This window comes from Natrinema sp. LN54, from assembly GCF_052439245.1.
Lineage (GTDB): Archaea > Halobacteriota > Halobacteria > Halobacteriales > Natrialbaceae > Natrinema > Natrinema versiforme_A.
The window spans coordinates 86800-103784 of sequence record NZ_JBQVRP010000008.1; the positions used below are offsets into that span (position 1 = coordinate 86800).

Annotated in this window: 15 protein-coding genes and 1 pseudogene; 11 read left to right on the forward strand and 5 right to left on the reverse strand. The window is 49.6% G+C overall.

Annotated elements, in window-relative coordinates; all coding sequences use genetic code 11:
- Positions 1-235: 235 nt before the first annotated feature.
- The 4 genes and pseudogenes from ACT4ML_RS19835 to ACT4ML_RS19850 form a co-directional block, all read right to left on the reverse strand.
- Complete coding sequence (locus ACT4ML_RS19835) at positions 236-955, reverse strand: tyrosine-type recombinase/integrase (RefSeq protein WP_444722402.1); 720 nt, start codon at positions 953-955, stop codon at positions 236-238.
- 277 nt (positions 956-1232) lie between these two features.
- A pseudogene (locus ACT4ML_RS19840) lies at positions 1233-1788 on the reverse strand (tyrosine-type recombinase/integrase).
- A gap of 429 nt (positions 1789-2217) precedes the next feature.
- Positions 2218-2562, reverse strand: coding sequence for a hypothetical protein (locus ACT4ML_RS19845; protein ID WP_444722403.1), 345 nt, complete (start codon positions 2560-2562; stop codon positions 2218-2220).
- A 73-nt stretch (positions 2563-2635) separates the two neighbouring features.
- The gene (locus ACT4ML_RS19850) at positions 2636-2827 is read right to left on the reverse strand and encodes a hypothetical protein (protein WP_444722404.1); all 192 of its coding nucleotides are present in this window, start codon (positions 2825-2827) and stop codon (positions 2636-2638) included.
- Positions 2828-3056: 229 nt separating this feature from the next.
- Here ACT4ML_RS19850 and ACT4ML_RS19855 point away from each other — a divergent pair, with 229 nt between their 5' ends.
- The 7 genes from ACT4ML_RS19855 to ACT4ML_RS19885 all read left to right on the forward strand — a co-directional run bounded on the left by ACT4ML_RS19855 (position 3057) and on the right by ACT4ML_RS19885 (position 11501).
- Positions 3057-3422 carry a GIY-YIG nuclease family protein gene (locus ACT4ML_RS19855; RefSeq protein ID WP_444722405.1) on the forward strand — a complete coding sequence of 122 codons (366 nt, stop codon included), beginning with the start codon at positions 3057-3059 and terminating at the stop codon, positions 3420-3422.
- Between the two features lie 134 nt (positions 3423-3556).
- Complete coding sequence (locus tag ACT4ML_RS19860; protein WP_444722406.1) at positions 3557-4282, forward strand: hypothetical protein; 726 nt, start codon at positions 3557-3559, stop codon at positions 4280-4282.
- Positions 4283-4388: 106 nt separating this feature from the next.
- Entirely contained in the window at positions 4389-4961 is a 573-nt protein-coding gene (locus tag ACT4ML_RS19865) for a hypothetical protein (protein WP_444722407.1), read from the forward strand.
- A gap of 560 nt (positions 4962-5521) precedes the next feature.
- Positions 5522-7501 (forward strand): hypothetical protein, encoded by a 1980-nt coding sequence (locus tag ACT4ML_RS19870; protein ID WP_444722408.1) that lies wholly within the window; start codon positions 5522-5524, stop codon positions 7499-7501.
- 376 nt (positions 7502-7877) lie between these two features.
- Entirely contained in the window at positions 7878-8858 is a 981-nt protein-coding gene (locus tag ACT4ML_RS19875; protein WP_444722409.1) for a hypothetical protein, read from the forward strand.
- A gap of 125 nt (positions 8859-8983) precedes the next feature.
- The gene (locus ACT4ML_RS19880; protein WP_444722410.1) at positions 8984-9559 is read left to right on the forward strand and encodes a hypothetical protein; all 576 of its coding nucleotides are present in this window, start codon (positions 8984-8986) and stop codon (positions 9557-9559) included.
- 1018 nt (positions 9560-10577) lie between these two features.
- Positions 10578-11501, forward strand: coding sequence for a transcription initiation factor IIB (locus ACT4ML_RS19885; protein WP_444722454.1), 924 nt, complete (start codon positions 10578-10580; stop codon positions 11499-11501).
- A gap of 587 nt (positions 11502-12088) precedes the next feature.
- Here ACT4ML_RS19885 and ACT4ML_RS19890 read toward each other — a convergent pair.
- Positions 12089-12844 (reverse strand): IclR family transcriptional regulator, encoded by a 756-nt coding sequence (locus ACT4ML_RS19890; protein ID WP_444722411.1) that lies wholly within the window; start codon positions 12842-12844, stop codon positions 12089-12091.
- A gap of 620 nt (positions 12845-13464) precedes the next feature.
- On the opposite strand from ACT4ML_RS19890, the gene ACT4ML_RS19895 reads away from it, so the two are divergent.
- From ACT4ML_RS19895 to ACT4ML_RS19910, 4 genes are read left to right on the forward strand one after another with little or no spacing between them, the layout of a single operon-like run.
- The gene (locus tag ACT4ML_RS19895) at positions 13465-14520 is read left to right on the forward strand and encodes an ABC transporter substrate-binding protein (RefSeq protein WP_444722412.1); all 1056 of its coding nucleotides are present in this window, start codon (positions 13465-13467) and stop codon (positions 14518-14520) included.
- 6 nt (positions 14521-14526) lie between these two features.
- On the forward strand, positions 14527-15360 hold the full coding sequence (locus ACT4ML_RS19900; protein ID WP_444722413.1) for an ABC transporter permease: 834 nt from the start codon (positions 14527-14529) through the stop codon (positions 15358-15360).
- Entirely contained in the window at positions 15357-16151 is a 795-nt protein-coding gene (locus ACT4ML_RS19905; protein ID WP_444722414.1) for an ABC transporter ATP-binding protein, read from the forward strand. The genes ACT4ML_RS19900 and ACT4ML_RS19905 overlap by 4 nt, the downstream gene beginning before the upstream one ends.
- Entirely contained in the window at positions 16148-16933 is a 786-nt protein-coding gene (locus ACT4ML_RS19910) for an ABC transporter permease (protein ID WP_444722415.1), read from the forward strand. Before ACT4ML_RS19905 ends, ACT4ML_RS19910 begins: the two co-directional genes overlap by 4 nt.
- The last annotated feature ends 52 nt before the right edge of the window (positions 16934-16985 follow it).

Here is a 16985-nt window from a genome sequence, read left to right on the forward strand (position 1 = left end):
CTCTCAGCTTGGCCAGGATCGGTGATGGCCATCTGCTGGAGAACCATTCCGTATCTCTTGCTAAAATCCAAACTGGTTGTCAGTATCGCCGGTTTTGAAACTGCCGAATTCGACCGCCTCACGCCTGAAAGGTCGATTCGTTCGATAGTCGAACCGGAGCCTGCAGAGTGGTTGCCGATTTCAGTACAAAAGAGGAAACTCAAAACGGCCAATTCGTCCGGGCAACTGATCGAGACTATTTCAATGGATTCGCACTGTCACTCGGTCCATCTTGCCATGGTAACTTTGACTGGAATCTCGCCATCCTATCTGCTTCATCATATGGACTCTCTGGAACTGCTGGGGCTTCGACTTCAGGTTCGGTTCCATCGGATAGCCAATCGACCTTTTTCACTTCTCGGCGTTGGATCGAGGGACTGTATCGACCGAGGTAATGCTCTCGAAACGACGACCAGCTTTCCCAGCCTCCCCATTCCATCACCATTCCCATTTCGACGCCCGATTCAAGGAGAAGCATAGCCCACGTTCGGCGAAAATCGTGCGGTGTGACATACTTCCAGCCACAATCTCCAGTTTGTTCGTAACAACGTTCTGCCGCTCGAGTGACCCAACGCCGGATGGAACGAGTTCGAACATCGACCAGTGGAGTGTCCTTTGATGGGGTTCGCCACTCTGTGTAGTCTATTATTTCATCGTAGAGTTCAGGCGATGTCGGTGGCTCACGATATTTGGCATCCTTTCCCTCCCAAACACGGACTTTGTAACCCGAAAGCGAGTGGACCACGTGAGGTGGTTCAACCTCAATAATTTCTTGTGTTCGGAGTCCACTCCGGAGACCCAGCCCCATCGCTATTCGTTTGTTCTTTCCGCCGGCGTTTTCGAGTAAGAGATCGATCTCAGGTTTAGTTAGCCAGACCTTCTTTCCAGAACGTGTTTTGTAATCCTCGAGCTGCATGAATGGCTCAAGGTCTACACGAGACGCTTTAGCTTAAACTAGCCGTAGAAGATTCACGCAGCCTGATGCATCTTCTTCCGAGATTCCTCACTCGTCATCGTCGTCATCCTCCAGAACCTCGTCGACGCGAGCGTTGTGTCCGGCTTCGGTATCAGGCCAGTCGTCGGGACGATACTCGCCGGAATGATCCTCATTGACGTGCGAGTTCGCCGACGGACAGCTCAGTATTACAGTCAGGAGATGGGCACTCTCGAGTGCGTTTCGTCTTCGTTGTTGTTCATAGCCAGCTCACCTTCCCTCGTTCCCGCTGTTGAGCCTCCGGGCTAAATATCTCCCGCGATAGGGCTCAAGGAAGGTCTCGAGATCGTCCCATACACCCCAGTCACAGACGAGGATTGGGTTGATGTCCTCCGAGGCGAGCGAAGTCGCCCAGGTCCGACAGAGCCGTGGAAGCCGAGATGGTCCCAGCTCTCGTCGCCGGTCTCCTCTTGGTGCTCATGGGCGGCCGATCGAACCCAGCGCCGCAGCGAGCGTGTCGACGTGATCTCGACGAGCGACGCACTTGAGGATGCATCGCGAACGTCGTTGACGGTCTGGATAGTCGTCGCGAGATTTCACGGGACGGGTGTCTCGCGGAACTGGTCCCCTTTCCCGTACCAGACACGGAGCATCGTTCCAGCGTTGGTGTCGACGACATCCTCAGGGGAGACATCGAGGACCTCATGCGATCGGAGCCCGCAGCGGGCGCCGAGTGCGGACGCGATTCGTTGCTGAGTATCGTTGGCGGCCTCGAAGAGTTGCTCGACCTCATCCTGGCTGAGCCAGACCTTCATGTCCTCGCGGTTCTTGTGTTATTGCAGATTCATCGTGTCCGGAATGCTCGTATCTCGGTTGATTCTCGACAGAGTACTAGTCTTTTCGGTGGGGTTAAGGCCTTGATCAAGGCGGATTCCGTCCAACTTTGGGGAAGATTCCCGGACACCGCCATCATGCGTGTGAAAAAAGTCAACGCTCGCTTCCACAACCAGATCAGGCGCTAATTCTCAATGACTGAGTCAACCTCTTCTCGAGGGTGGTAGGTGAGCGAATCACCATCGATGACCCGGACCCAGTTTGGGTAAATTCGAACAGCAGCGTTCTCAATACTCCCACCTTCTTTGAAGACTACCGTTGCATCACGGAATCCAGTTATATGGTCCTCTGGCATAATTGGAAATGGCACTCAGATATTATAATAATGATGAATTTGATCTCTGTATCTATCAGAGAAGATCCGAGTCAGACTCCGGGAGTTCTGGTTCCCAGTTCTCCGCTGCGCGAGTGATCGCAAACTTCCGTTCCGTGATCTCCATGATTCGGCCCTCGAGACCCTCTATGTACTCGTCAACCTGATCTTGCGACTCTGCTACGTAATAACCCTGCGTGGTTCCGATAACTGGTATTTGATCCTCGAAAAGCAGTTCTCGAATTGCCGCTCGAGTGTTTGGAAACGAGCCTACTGAGTCCAGACCAACTTCTTCATCAATTTCTCGTGCAGTGATCTTGTTGTCTTCGCCCTCATGATCCAGTAGAATCGATTTGACCTGCTCTTTTTCTTCTTCGGACACCATAGAAAGCAGATACGACTGCGGAAAGAAAGTTCTGCCGATCAACAAGACATATCAGTGACAGGTATCGAAGTCACTTCTTATTCGAATAGTAGTGTGATCCCAGTTCGTTCTCGAGAACAGTCGCCAGGTAATCATTGTCCGCATTCTCTGCCTTCTCAATTGCGTTGACTAAGGCATCATCTAGTTCTGCATCCGATTGATCCTCGTACTCGCGAACGCTCGGGACCTTCTCGAATAGCCGGTGTTTTTGCGTAGTTGCCATATCTCTGTCTTCCAGTTCATCCTATCTAGTCCTTTCGATCGTTTCAACAATTGATAACTGGACTATGGGGTGTCAGTTAGTAGTATTCCTAGCGGTTATTTCATAGAGTCACTCGATTCTCAAATCACTCGTAGCAGACAGAAGAGTCCGACACTCCCCCAAGAATCGGACAACCACTACCGCTCAATACAGAGCATACATTTAACACATATTCTGATTTTCTCTAATTATGGGTTTAGAGGATGTAGTTCCTGGTGTGCGAGAGGCCTTGGACGCGTATGATCAAGAGGAGAAACAGTCTACTAAAATCCCAGCCGTCTACGCACTATTTAACGTCGAGACTAGTGAAACCCTTTACGTTGGGGAAACAGCGAACCTCTTTCAGCGGATTACTGACCATCACCTCGGACCTAATGAGGGAGATCTGCGTCGGCGAATTGAGAACGATTCTGAGCTAGATATGGAAGTACAAGATGGAGAGATGTGGGGGAATACAGAATTGAAATGGATGAAAGTCGAGGGAGGGAGAGCAAAACGGAGACGGATTGAGAGAGCAATCGAAAATAGGCTTGAACCACGTTACCCGTCGGACTAACCCTACATTCTGGTTTACTCTACCCGGATTGAACGCTACTCTACAACCGCTGTCCGACACTCCCGTGATCTACGTCACAATCGATGATCAAACCTTAGGCCAGATATTTCAAGCAAGAACAATGACTATAGAACATGTCGACTGATAATAGGACTGATGGACTACAATTTGTTGATCCTTCTGTAGATCCATCTGTTATTTGGGACCTCATGGACTCACTTTTCGAAATAGGATTAGGAAGTCTGCTAACAGAATTGCGAAAGGTCCTTTGGAGGTTTCTTACTGTCGAATACGCAGTGGGGTTTGATGGAGTTGATGACTGGATTTGTATTGATGAGTTAGATATGTCCAAGAAGGGCGTGATGATTGAATCCGACATTTGGATTCAACAAAATAACGAAATATACGATCTTCTTGATATTGTAGATAGTGACGGAGATAGCATATTGAGGTTGACCAGCACCTCAGACGAGAATTCAGAAATTCAAGCTGTCTACAGGCATAGCGATGGTATGCAAAACGTGGTTTTGCCCAGAGTTGAATCGGGATCCTGGCAAAATTTACGCATTCAGTCTAACAGGAACAACTTCTCGATAGAAGTCGACGAAACCTCCAGTGTGATTCGTTATATTGCCTTTGAGAATGGCCCCATCAAATTTTATTTTGGGAGAGGGCATGGCACCTTGAGATATTTCAGAGGGATGATCAAGCAGCTTCATGTTGCGTCAGGAGGGGTCAAGCTATTCAATCTTCAAAGTGGAGAAAGGTTCAAGATCGAGGAGGGGACTGACTCATCAGATATTACTGGGATACACGATATGAAGAAAGATAGACTCCAAAAATCCTTCAGTTCTCCATGAGACAGGACCCACCGAACAGTAGTCGGTCAATCTACCGAATGTATTCATATTGCAATTGCCAATAATCACAGAAGGTTAATATGAAATAGATACGTCGGCTTCGATAATGGGTTGGATTCGTGATCTACTTCCCACGCACGAAAGCAGTATTGAAGATGTACAGCCACAGCGCGAAGAACGGTTTCCACGCCATACGTACGGACCGGGATACCCAATTGTCGTTCACCACGAAGAGCTCACTGACCTCGATCGTCTCCTGAAGAAGGAAAGTGAAGCACCAGACAGCTGGGATAACGCTCCTCTTCTAAACCGAGAAGACATCGAAGACATTCTCGAAGACACGCTCGGAGACATCGGCGACGGGCTTCCATCTCCTGAGGAACGACGCGGCGAAATCCACAAAATCCTCGAATTGTGGCAAGAACAGCTTACCGGCTCAGAAGACGTTGTCTGGACAACTGTCGGCACCGACTACCGATTCGATTTCTATATCAGTCACTGCGAGGCACGAGCAGATTCTGAGGACGACGATTTCGAAGAACCAGATGAACTTGACACAGCACGCAGGATCCTCAATCGAATACAAGTAGCCCATGACACTGATTCGAAACTTGCAGTCGTCCATAAGCGCGATCTCCCTCTTGAGGAACCTGAAGAAGACTCGTCGGAAGAGAGTTAGTGTACTTCTCGCGGACACTGTGTCCGATTCTTAGGGGAGAGTCCGACATTGGAGGAATTGTCGGACACGATACTGACGTACTTGCCCGTGAGACTTTTATAGCATAACTATAAGATGGAATCAGAGCATGCCTGATCACAAAAACTGGATTTGTTGGCTGCGTATGAAGCTGGGCTTCTGGGAACCAATTGGACTCTCGAGGGCTCAAAAAAGATGGCAATTTGATCATGTCCCCAACTGGGTCAAGAAAGCTACGGGCGAGAAACTTGAGAACGAGCGACCAGCAGAAGCTACGTATCACTTCACCGGCCGAAGTTTTCGATACCGAGTTGAAGTACTTCGAAGAGGCCGGAAAATGGCTGATATCAGGTACTATCGCAAATTGAAGAAGCCCTTGTTTCGACGATTCTCGTCTGCGGTGTTTGGATAGTGCTTAACCTATCACAGAAGACAGGAGAGTCCGACATTGGGGAAGTTCTCGGACACAGCACTCGTGGTAAGTATATGTGCCTATTGACTCCTCAGATAATTACTATCGTCAGCGAACAATTTGAAGTAGTATGAACAATGAATTCCGGTGGTCTGAGTTTGGGGGAAAACAGGGAGAATTAGACGCCGATAGATACTTCGAGGATCTCCATTCGCCCGAGTTAGGATACGCCCATATCCAGAAGTCCATTGCTAGCCTCGAAACGGGACTTAACGCTATTGACGATGAACTCATGCGGAAACAAGCGGGTGTCTACGCCTATGTATCCGTTTTCCGAGACACGATGCAATACGCTGAGGAGTTCGGTATCTACCTCTACAGCAAGCTTGACGACGAAACAGACTTTGTAGATGCTCTCACACGAACCGACACCCACCAAACGAAATCCCTGTTCAAGATGTTGAGTAGGGAGAACTACGACGAGATCGTTGCTCAACACTCCAGCAAAGATATTTCGTTCAACACGTGGATTGCCAAACAATTCGGATACGATAAAACCCTGACAAAGATGAAGGATGTACCACTCAGCGAACTGTACGATGGAGACGAGAAGCTCCTTACGAAACGTACCGATAAAGCGGTGGAACACTCTATTCAACGGGTCAAACAGAAAATGACTCGGATCGCGGAATTCTTTCTCCGATTTGACGAACCGTATAATGCTGTTAAGCATGGTAACCGGGTTATGCCCACTTTGTCTTTGGATGCCTCATTTGAGGGATTCGGTGAAAGGGTTAACGTGGATAGCGATGAGCCGTTTGTTACGTTCCTGTGCAAAACGTCAGGTGAAATTCGGCAGGGAAAACGCTACACGTTCACCGTTCCTGCTCGCATTCTCCAGGAAGCATCAGCACACCGCGCAAACGAGATACATTCCCTGTATACTCAACTCTACGATGTCGCGCAGACCAAACGAGAAGCCGAAGATCTGACCGCCCAAGAGCGACGAGAACAGACCGTAGACATCAATTTCTACGGGATCCACGAGACCGATAACGACGGGGGAGCTTTTCAATTTCAATCTGTAGAGAACCCTGACGGGGCGATATGGGTGCCGCAGAAGATGATCGATGAGCCACTACCGGTATTATCAGAACTTTCACAAAATGAATTCACCGCCGCTCTGGAGAAGGAAGGAGACTCGCTAGTAATCGAGACGAATGGCGATTCCGACCTATCGTACGAAAACCCCATCCAAATTGAAGCCGAATTCAGCAACGACCCCGACCGATTAATTGGATCTCGTGCAAATTTCAATTTTAACTGGCATTTATTGAGCCTACCTCTGTGGCAGTACCGTGAAATGGTGAAATTGCAAGATGAGTCTCCGTACACATCAGTCACGCTCCGACATACCGGAGTTGACGAGGAGCGCACCCAGAAATTGGATGTGCCTATTGAATCACCGCCGGTACCAGAACCTGATGATAGAGGGTTGATGAAATTTATCTGGCGGCTAGGATTAGCAGCCGATACAGAGATCTACACACCGGCATACATTCCAGATTCCGCATATGATGTCTTGGAGTCGTATCGTGGACAGGAGATAACATCTGAGATGGCCGAAGAGTGCCTCGATAAACTGTTCAAGTCAACTGAGGACGAAATAGCCAACCGTGTGACTGTGAGTATCCTTAATTCGGACACTCCATCCGGTGATAATCTCTCAGTCATTAAATCAGCACAAATCGATTTTGTTGAAGGTGCGATTGTCTGTGAACTGGATGAAAATGATAGGGTCATCGGGTTTGACCTTGTTGACGCCACTGACGAACGAGTTAAAAAAGGAGAGCCCAACGAACAAGAGGCTCTCGTTATGGGACCAATTGATAATGATATTGAGACCACATTTGAATCATTCAAGGAGAACCAACTGGGTGCAATTGAAGACATAGAATTCAGTGATTCCTTAGAAGAATCTAATAGTATTCTTGAGATGAAGCGGGAATACGGCCCCCGCTTCACTATGTACAAAATTGATACCTTCAAGATAGGGATCTATCCTGAGGCACCCCTTCACGCCGAGGAGTTCCTCACGGAAAATTTCTGAGATCCATCTCGAATTACGGAGTCCTAGAGCGACGAAATATACAAAATCTACTATAGAGGTATAGATGGTGTCCATAGGAGAGACACTGGAATGTCGGACAAGCAAAGTCGTCATACGGAATATACCTTCTATACTTAGCACGCAGTTCCTGCTATCTCCCAGATAAATTGGTCGTCGATCCATTATCGGCTTGCTCTACACCGACTACAATCTCACGATCGCCTGTCTGACTTTGGATGAAGAATCGGACATAGTATTGGCGTCAGCACTTAAACTACTTCAGTTGGGTTTGTCCGGTCATTGGTGGCCCTCTTGTACGATCGCCAACTTCACACTGTCCAAATATATATGTGATTTCGGTGGTAATATGCACACAATGTCCGGAAAAGAGACGGGTAATACAGACGACTCTTTTCGGAGAAATATCGCAGGGGCTATACAGGCATACAAGAATATAAAAAGAATTCCTATTTTCGTAGCAGTAGGCTTTATTGTGGCTGTTTTCATATCTATCCCTGCAGCTCTGCTAGTTGCTGAAGTCGCACAAACTCACATGCAGGTTTTTGCCATCGGTGCATGCCTTGCGGTTATCGGTATGGGAAGTGTCCTATCGCAAGTTCTGCTGAATATAGAAGAGGGTCATCATTCAATTCGTCCAGTTCCAGAGTGGATAGTAAACACTCGTCTTAAGTTCATTCTATTATCAGCATCTTTCGCTGGGCTTCTCACAGCAGGGTTTTTACCAGTTGAACGGCCGGAGGCTGTCTGGGGAAATCCAGTAGCCGGTATATTTAACACAACCACAGTAGTGCTGGCTGGAGCCTTAGCACCATACATGATTAAAATGATAACTGACTTTACGTATGTTGATCCAGGTTCCATTGATAAGCGACTTAAGCAGCTAATGTTGGTACTTCCAATATTCTTCTTTTCGTTAGTTATGGTGATACACCGGATAGTTCTCCCGAACGAACCCACTCTATCGGTAGTTCAATATGGAGTAACCTCCGGGGTTGTGCTACTGGGGCTTCTATACACCTATTTAGAGGAAAAACCAAATGATGGGTGGAGTGTGGATGTCGATTCGGAAGTCAGTGATTATCGGATTGTCACGGAACTACGGAAGGTCGGCTGGCGTACCCTTTTCCTCGCCATTCTGGGATGGATCGGCTTCATACTGGCTGCTGGAACTCGGAGCGGGGCAGAGATGTCTTTTAGTTCTGAGATACACATATTCCCCTTTCTCATCGCCTTCCGGGGAGTAATTGGAGTAATAGGTGCAGTTCTGGGGGTTATCATCACTGCTGTCCTTGTTCGTGTCATAGTATCTGTTTATGTTACTGCCGACATGCGATAGTGATATCGGATTCCTGAATCTGTCGGAGACGACAGGAGAGTCCGACACTGTAGAAGGTTGTTGCCAGACCTGTAGATGAAATAGCAATAAATTAATCTATCTCATTCAATACTGTTTAGAATGTTATGACCAATGGCGATCAGAACAAAGATCTGACTGCGAATCGGTTTCAAATGGGTCCAAAAAGTTCTAAAGAAGATGATAATGAGGGTGGAAAGTATGTGATTATAGACCCAAAGCAGTGGAAGGTTGAAAATGAATATGTTGGAGAAGAGACCCATGCAGTTCTTGATTGTGCTGTATGTAATGATGAAGTAGCAAATCCAAATAGAGTTGACCGATACGACGATTCCACATTCTGGGTTTCAAAGGTCCGGCAATACAGATGTGTCTGTGAACAACATATCGGAAAAGGCGATGCCCTTGTGACTAATTGTGACTATCACTTCGAAGGAGATCCTCTTTGGAAGGAGGAAGAGTGGTTTGAGGTTAAGGAGGTACTCCCACACAAGAATACGAAATCCTCTGTTTCAGATGTGCCGGAAAACGCATCTGTCAAAACTAACATAGTAACTTGCAGTGAATGTGGATTTCGAGAACCCCCATCAACTAATCCACAGATCGGAGAACGAATCTACCATCAGTGTTCAAAATGCGGCAATCAGGAAGAATTAGCAGCGAGGCATATTAGTGGGAATTAGAGGAGCTGCGAGAATAATAGTGGCTACCTAAATAGTCACCCACCGTTATGCAGAAAACAACCTAATAGGTCACAGATAGGAAATTGAGTATGTCGTGCTGAGTCTACATCGCGTGCGAGATCTGTGGCGACGAGGTCCCTGTCGCCCTCGAGCATGAAGATGCGACCGAAGCCCTTGCCACCCACAAGCGTGCGCTCCATCCTGGACAGGAGGCCCGCTAAAATTTTCGCGCGCACCGCAAGGGAACGTTTCATCTGGATCAACTGGAACTGCCAGCCGAACAACCGCCGCGGTTTTTTTGAACTTGTACCGTTAGGTACACTCCCTAAGGGGATTGCCCAATAGGCAGAAGATGGTACCTGGATAATATACTGATGGTGGCCTCGAGCAGCGCTGGGGGATCGCTAAGACGCTGTCAACACAAGCGGTGACATTCGAGATCAGTACCGAATCAGTCGCCGAGATGGAGTGAAAGTTTCCTCTCAGTACTAGCTGCTGGATCTGAGTAAGTGTTGCACGAAGAGATCCGGTGTCTCGAAAAACGCCAGCCAGAGACCGGCGTTAGAGCCCCATCCCTCAAGTGGTGTGTCAATTGGGTGAGTTTGAGATCGAATGATTGACAATATGGCTGTTGGCATCACGGTGGGACAATCTCAGTGCGGCGAGGGTCCGGATGTCTCGGGCCGAACAGATTCTGTCGGACAACGACCGAATCCATTCCTCGCCACCTAAGACTCGAGGTTGTGATAAAATAACCCTACTGGCCAATTGATATCATGCAAAACAACTAATAGCAATATCGGAAAGCAACCATGTGCCTCCGTACCCTCCCCCACTTCCGGAGGCCACTCCCTACTCCCCCTTTCGTTTTAGCCCGGTTCGAGTTTCAGCAGGATTGTTGGAGTTGAAGCCACCTGTCGATACCGCGGACCCTTCCTGGACTCTGGAATTAACTAGTGGTATTTATCGCCCCAGAAGCGGTGAAGGGGCTGATCAGATGTCCCCTTCGGAGTTATCGATGGCAACGAGAGACATCTATACGACTGCATTCAAGGAAGACGTCCAGACGACTGCAACTGACTGCCCGGACTGTGGCGGCAGCGTTCGAACAACTAATTGCGAGACGATCTGTGAGGACTGTGGACGTATCCTTGAGGAGACCCAACTCGACCGAGGACCAGACTGGGGTCGATATGACGAGCAGGGATCCAAGAGACGGACTGGCGCCCCGCTGACACCGACACGTCACGATCGAGGCCTCTCCACTGAGATTGGATACAAGCGAGACGGAAATGGAAACACCCTCTCGAGTAGGAAGCGCCGACAACTGAACCGACTACGTCGCGAACAGTCCCGTGCTCGGTGGCAGTCGAAAGCCGAACGGAACCTCGCCTACGGTCTCAGTGAAATTCGGCGGATCGTCGCGAGTCTCGGCCTCGCACAGAGTATCCGGAATCAGGCGTGTTCGCTGTTCCGAACGGCACAGTCCGAACAGCTCTGTCGCGGACGATCGCTCGAGGCGGTAGCCGCAGCCAGTGTCTACGCCACGTCTCGGTGTAACGGACTCGGACGATCACGGGCCGAAGTCACAGCCTGTGCACGCTGTGATCAGCAGAGACTCACCACCGCCTACAACGCAATGAACGTCGAACTCGAGTTACCGACACAGCCGATTGCAGCAACGGATCGGATTCCGAGGCTTGCGACAGAACTCGAGGTTCCAGACCACGTGCGTCGACGAGCACTCGAGCTCGCACAGCAGGCACGCGAACGGGGACTGACGATCGGCTGCCGGCCGAGTGGCGTCGCAGCGGGCTGTCTCTATCTCGCGGCCCAGCGAGTCGGCTTGTGTCTCTCGCAACAGCGAATCGCCGATATCGCAGGCACATCACCGAACACGCTTCGCAGTCGTCGAGACGAGTTACTCGAGATTGATACCTGAGCCAGATACAGCAACCAGAGGGACGCTTGCAACCAGTAGTTGGTAGCGCGGTTTCTTTATTCAGATATCTGAGTGAGTATGAATTGGGTGATTCGGTAACTACAGATGCTTGTTGATCGGTAGACTTGTTGTAGACCGAGGCGAAAAATATGCCAGATGGTATTCTGTAGGCAGTAGCTTCAGCCGTCAGAGTCGGGCTACTTGGATAATTCAGCGTATCCGTCGTAGATTACTCCACTTGTGCTAGAGCTAAACTCCTCAATCTTCGCCCTTCCGCAATCCATGCATTGGAATCCAACAACAGTTGTATTACCGCCACCACCATGTCCGACACCTTTCATTTCCTATCGATACTCGTCCTGTTCATCGCCAGCCATTTGTGTTTGCCGACTATTCCTACAAAGAAAATATTGGAGGGAAGGCATCCACATTCCATGGTCAAATTCTCCGCAGTTAGTAAGGATTTCTGAGACACTGGCAGTTCGTGTGCAAATAGTGTAGCTCCGAGGGCGAGTCCGGGTGCGAGAATCGAACTACGCATCTCAGCCTGCACCGGCTGAAGGTTTGTCGGTTGAGAATAGACGCACTTACAGCGTCAATTCCACTTCGTACTCGTTAACGATGCTCTTCAGTGTTTTCGGCAATTCCCTACGGAATTGCTCGTCGGGCATACTGTTCTTCGGCCCAGAGATACTGAACGAGCCGATGATCTCACCGCTAGGAGCTCTCGCCGGAACACCGATTGCTCGGATACCCTCAATGTTCTCGCAGTCATTAAATGCGACTCCTGATTGACGAACCTCCTCTAATTCCTCAAGGAATGCGTTCGTGGAAGTAATTGTGTTTTCGGTTTTCCGTGGCATTCCCTGTTCATGAAGGATATCAAGCACCGTTGATTCCGGGTAGAACGCGAGAATCGCTTTTCCTGCAGCTAATGGATGTAAGGGCGCTCGCTGGCCCGCATCTGTATGCATCCAAGGTGGGTGATCACCCGAGTACATATGAATGAACACACCTTGACCATGTTCTTCCACAAAGAAGATAGCTCGATATCCAGTTTCTTCAACGAGTTTCTCTGTATATTCGTCAGCAAGAACGTATCCTTCTCGTCGCCGTTGGGCGTATTTACCTAGTTGGAGGAAGCGCATACCAAGGTGATACATGTCTCCCTCTGTGATGACGAGTTCGTTGGCCTCTAGTGTTGTGAGGTGAGAGTGAACTGTGCTCGCCGACATTTCTAAGTGGTCAGCAAGTTCCGAAACCCGGGCTCCATCAAGTTCCCTGAGAGCATAGATAATCTCCACTGTCTTGTCAATGGTTGATAAGGTTCGCGTTGGGCTCATGGTCGGTCTACAACATCCGAATACATAAGATCCCGTAATATAGGATCAATTCTTATTATTTGACTATAATCCGTGTGGAATAGCAACCGGACCCACTTGGCTCCCCCACCTCATAGTATAAAGTCCAATATTGTCGTACGAATGAACGACTTCAAGAATTGGCCACGCAACATGGTGAACCTGCCATATTAGAGCATTTTGCCTAAACTTGCACCTAGGCCAGAAACTCATAGTACCCCCCTCAGATACTCGTACAATAAAACCGTGGCTCGCCTTTCTCGAATTTATTGATATTACCGCGTTTTTGAGTCCGAGCCAGATCCATCTACTTATAATGTCCACATTTATCGGATTTGTAAATATAGAAACTAGAAAATGCTCTATCGAATAATTCTCCCTAACAGTATGCCGGGTCCCCAGATTTTGCTCTTCTTCACCTATCTATGCCCCTACTTAAGATATATAAAGTCCAATATTATGGTATCTACCCACGTATCTTACCCCCTCGAATCCAAGAGATACAGGGGGAATCCCTCCCAATCCTTAATATTGGTTCGTGAAAGCTGCGTAATATTCGATAACGTTTATGTACTATCATGGGGGATGGGCGACTGCGAAGGATGAAACAAGATAACACGGCTGACGGTATGATTAACCACAGCCGACGTAACATGCTGCGAACGACTGCAGCAGTCGGTGCAGCAGGGTCGCTTGGCATACTAGGCGGCTGCTCATCGCTCGTTGGATCTGGAAATGGTGGACAGGGGCTTCAGATCTATGGGAGCGAAGGTGCATTGTACATCCCAGTCTACGACTATGGGATTGATAATGGCGTCTGGGAAGAACATGATGTCAATATTTCTCAGAACACTGTCGGATTCGGTCAGTTTACCCGCTCATTCACGGCAAACCAGACATCGTCCACAAGCTTCCCGACGCTCAGTACCGTCCAGAACATAAATGATGGTGAGGACTTGGTGTTCATTGGTCCTCATATGAATATAATATCACAGACATTCGTTCGACAGGACTCCGACATCGAGTCCGTTAGCGATATTGAAGGACGGACACTCGGCATTCCACCATGGGGTTCAACGAACACCCTCACCAACCAAGCAATGTGGGGCAGTGTCCTCGACTTTGACATGGAGAATGACCCAGCAGAGGTTGTCTCAACAGATCCGCCAGCATTGTGGAATTTACTTGTTGAAGACGAGGAGATCGATGCTATGGTCAATTTCACCGGTTTCGGGATTCGCGGACTGGCCAGTCCAGATGTTCGCCCCATCTTTGACCCAGTAGAGGTCTGGGAGAACGAAACAGGCTACGCCCCGCCAGTAACGAGCATGGTTTGTGAGCGCGAGTGGGCGGAGTCGAACCCTGACAAGGCTCGTGGCCTTGTAGCTGGCTGGAAAGATGCTGTTGATCTCTTCCGAGATAACGTTGAGGAAGCGATCAACGAGTATGGCGAATTAGCTGGCCTCCAAGACGAGGATGAAATTGAGGTCGTCATTGACCAAGTCAACCAAAAACGGGTCTTTGAGCAGGAGTGGAGTACGGATTACATCGACAGCAAGTGGCAGCTCATCGAGTACGTCAACGAATACGGCGGCGTTGACTCTGTTCCAAACGTCGATGAGCATGCCTACACCACTGAGGACCTCGAATCCCTGTAATCCACAATGGCAAATTGGACAAACGATCATGAGGTGATCGCTCCACGGATCAACAACAGAACCGTCTTCGTCCGACTTGGAGGTTTGGGGCTGGTTTTAGTCGGCTGGCAACTGCTCTCGCTGGCATTTAACCCAAACCAATTCCCAGGACTCGGGCTACTAGCGGCTGATGTGTACGAGGTCCTGTCTGGAAGCGGTCGATATGATCCAATTCCGAACTACGGGATTACCATCGTGCGGATTCTGCTCGGATTCGGTGCCGCGATGATTGTCGGGACTACTGTCGGTATCCTAATGGGTACGAATGAATTCCTCGACAAATACCTCACGACGCCAGTCATGATCATCATGTCGTTCCCAGCGCTAATCTGGGCGTTCCTGGGTGTGCTCTGGTTTGGCTTGACGACGTACCTGGTCCCCGCGTTCACGATCTTCATGATCGTTACCCCCTACGTGATTGTCAACGTCTGGGAGGGGGCGAAAGACGTCGACAGCGAACTTGTAGAGATGGCAACTACATTCGATGCATCAACGGCACAATTGTGGCAAGAGGTTTATCTCCCCCATCTACGGCCGTACCTCCTGTCAACAATCCGTATCGCGTTCTCCCTCTCTTGGAAGATTTCACTCGTCGCAGAAATCTTCGGGACCACTTCCGGCGTTGGTCTTATCGTCGACTACCACTACCAGACCTTTCAGGCCAACATGATCATCGCATGGGCACTCCCAATGATGGTACTGATATTCGGTGCTGAGCGCCTGCTCCGAATGTACGAACAGCGCCTCTTCGAGTGGCGTCCTGCAACTGAGTCCGAAACACTGGAGGAATCAGCCATATGACGATTAAGATCCAGAATCTCTCGAAGCAATTCGAACAACCCGATGGCGGGCAGCTTCAGGTCCTGCAAGACGTTGATTTAGTCGTTGAGGAAGAATCGTTCACGACCATCATGGGACCATCTGGCTGTGGCAAGTCGACGTTGTTGAACATCCTTGCAGGTCTTGTTCCACGCGACAGTGGAACGATAACCCGCAACGGGGAGTCGGTTGATCCAACCTCATTATCGTATGCGTATATCTTCCAAGATCCACGGCTGCTCAACTGGCGGACAGTACGGCAAAACATCGCATTTGCACTGACTGCCAAGGGTGTCCCTGAAGCCGAACACGAGACCAGAATCGACGAGAGTCTGGAGATGGTTGGCTTGCTTGAGAACAAGGACAGCTATCCTCTCCAACTTTCAGGTGGCCAGCAACAGCGTGTCGGTATCGCTCGTGCGCTCGCAGTTGAACCCGATGTTCTGCTGATGGACGAACCATTCAGCGCGCTCGACGAACTTACAGCGCGCCAACTCCGCAGGGACGTTCTTGATCTCTGGGAAGAGACCGGAAAGACGGTTCTGTTCGTGACCCACAACATCACCGAAGCAGTCTATCTGTCGGATGAAATATTGTTCATCGACAATAATGGACAGATATTCAATCGGGCAACCGTCGACGTTGAGCGCCCGCGCGAATTCGAGACGCAAGAACTGGTCGACATAGAGACAGAACTAATGAACCAGTTCTTCGGCCATCTCGAAGGAGGCGCAGACAGAAAATCGGAGGAGTTGATGGAGGAGATGGAATGATGCGAAAGGCCACGGGGTGGATTGCCCAGATAGCGATCCCTATCGGCGTCTTCGTCGCTCTGTGGCAACTCGCTGCAATGGCGATAGCCAACCCAGCGACTCTACCAGCGCCGGGCCATGTGATTTCGCTGGCAGTTGAATTCTCACTCGAGCCTGGCCCACGCGGCTACACGGCCATCTATCATCTGGAGCGGACGTTCCTCCGGGTGTTAATTGCGACAACCCTTGCGCTGTCGATCAGTGTTATCTTTGGCATCCTCATGTGGCGTTCGGAGACGGTCGAGACAGTTCTCTCGGACTGGCTCCCGTTCTGGATGACAACCCCGACAGTCATTCTAATCCTGGTTTGTATGATCCTCTTCCAGTTTAGCACGATGTCGGTTATCGTCGCTGTACTGGTAGCAGCGACCCCATTCGGGATCGTCAATCTCTGGGAGGGGATGAAAAGCGTTGACGCTGGCCTACTTGAGATGACAGAGGCATTCGACGCCTCATCGTTCCAAGTTTGGAAGGATGTCTACATTCCCCACCTCTCACCGTATATCTTCGGCACATTCCGATACATCCTCGGAATGGTCTGGAAGATCGTCGCATTGGCAGAGGTGTTCGGCATCCAGACGGGGATTGGATCAATGTTCCGCTACTGGTACTCCCAGGGCAGAGTCGACGCGCTACTCGCGTACTTACTGGTGTTCGTCTTAGTGATGTTAACTATCGAGTATGGCGTATTGAAGCCGGTCGAATGGCGGACGTTCGAATGGAGGGATTCTAATGTAAGCTGACAGCCTCGCCGGTCACTCGGTGGAGATCGGTCCTGACACTCATGCGTCGACG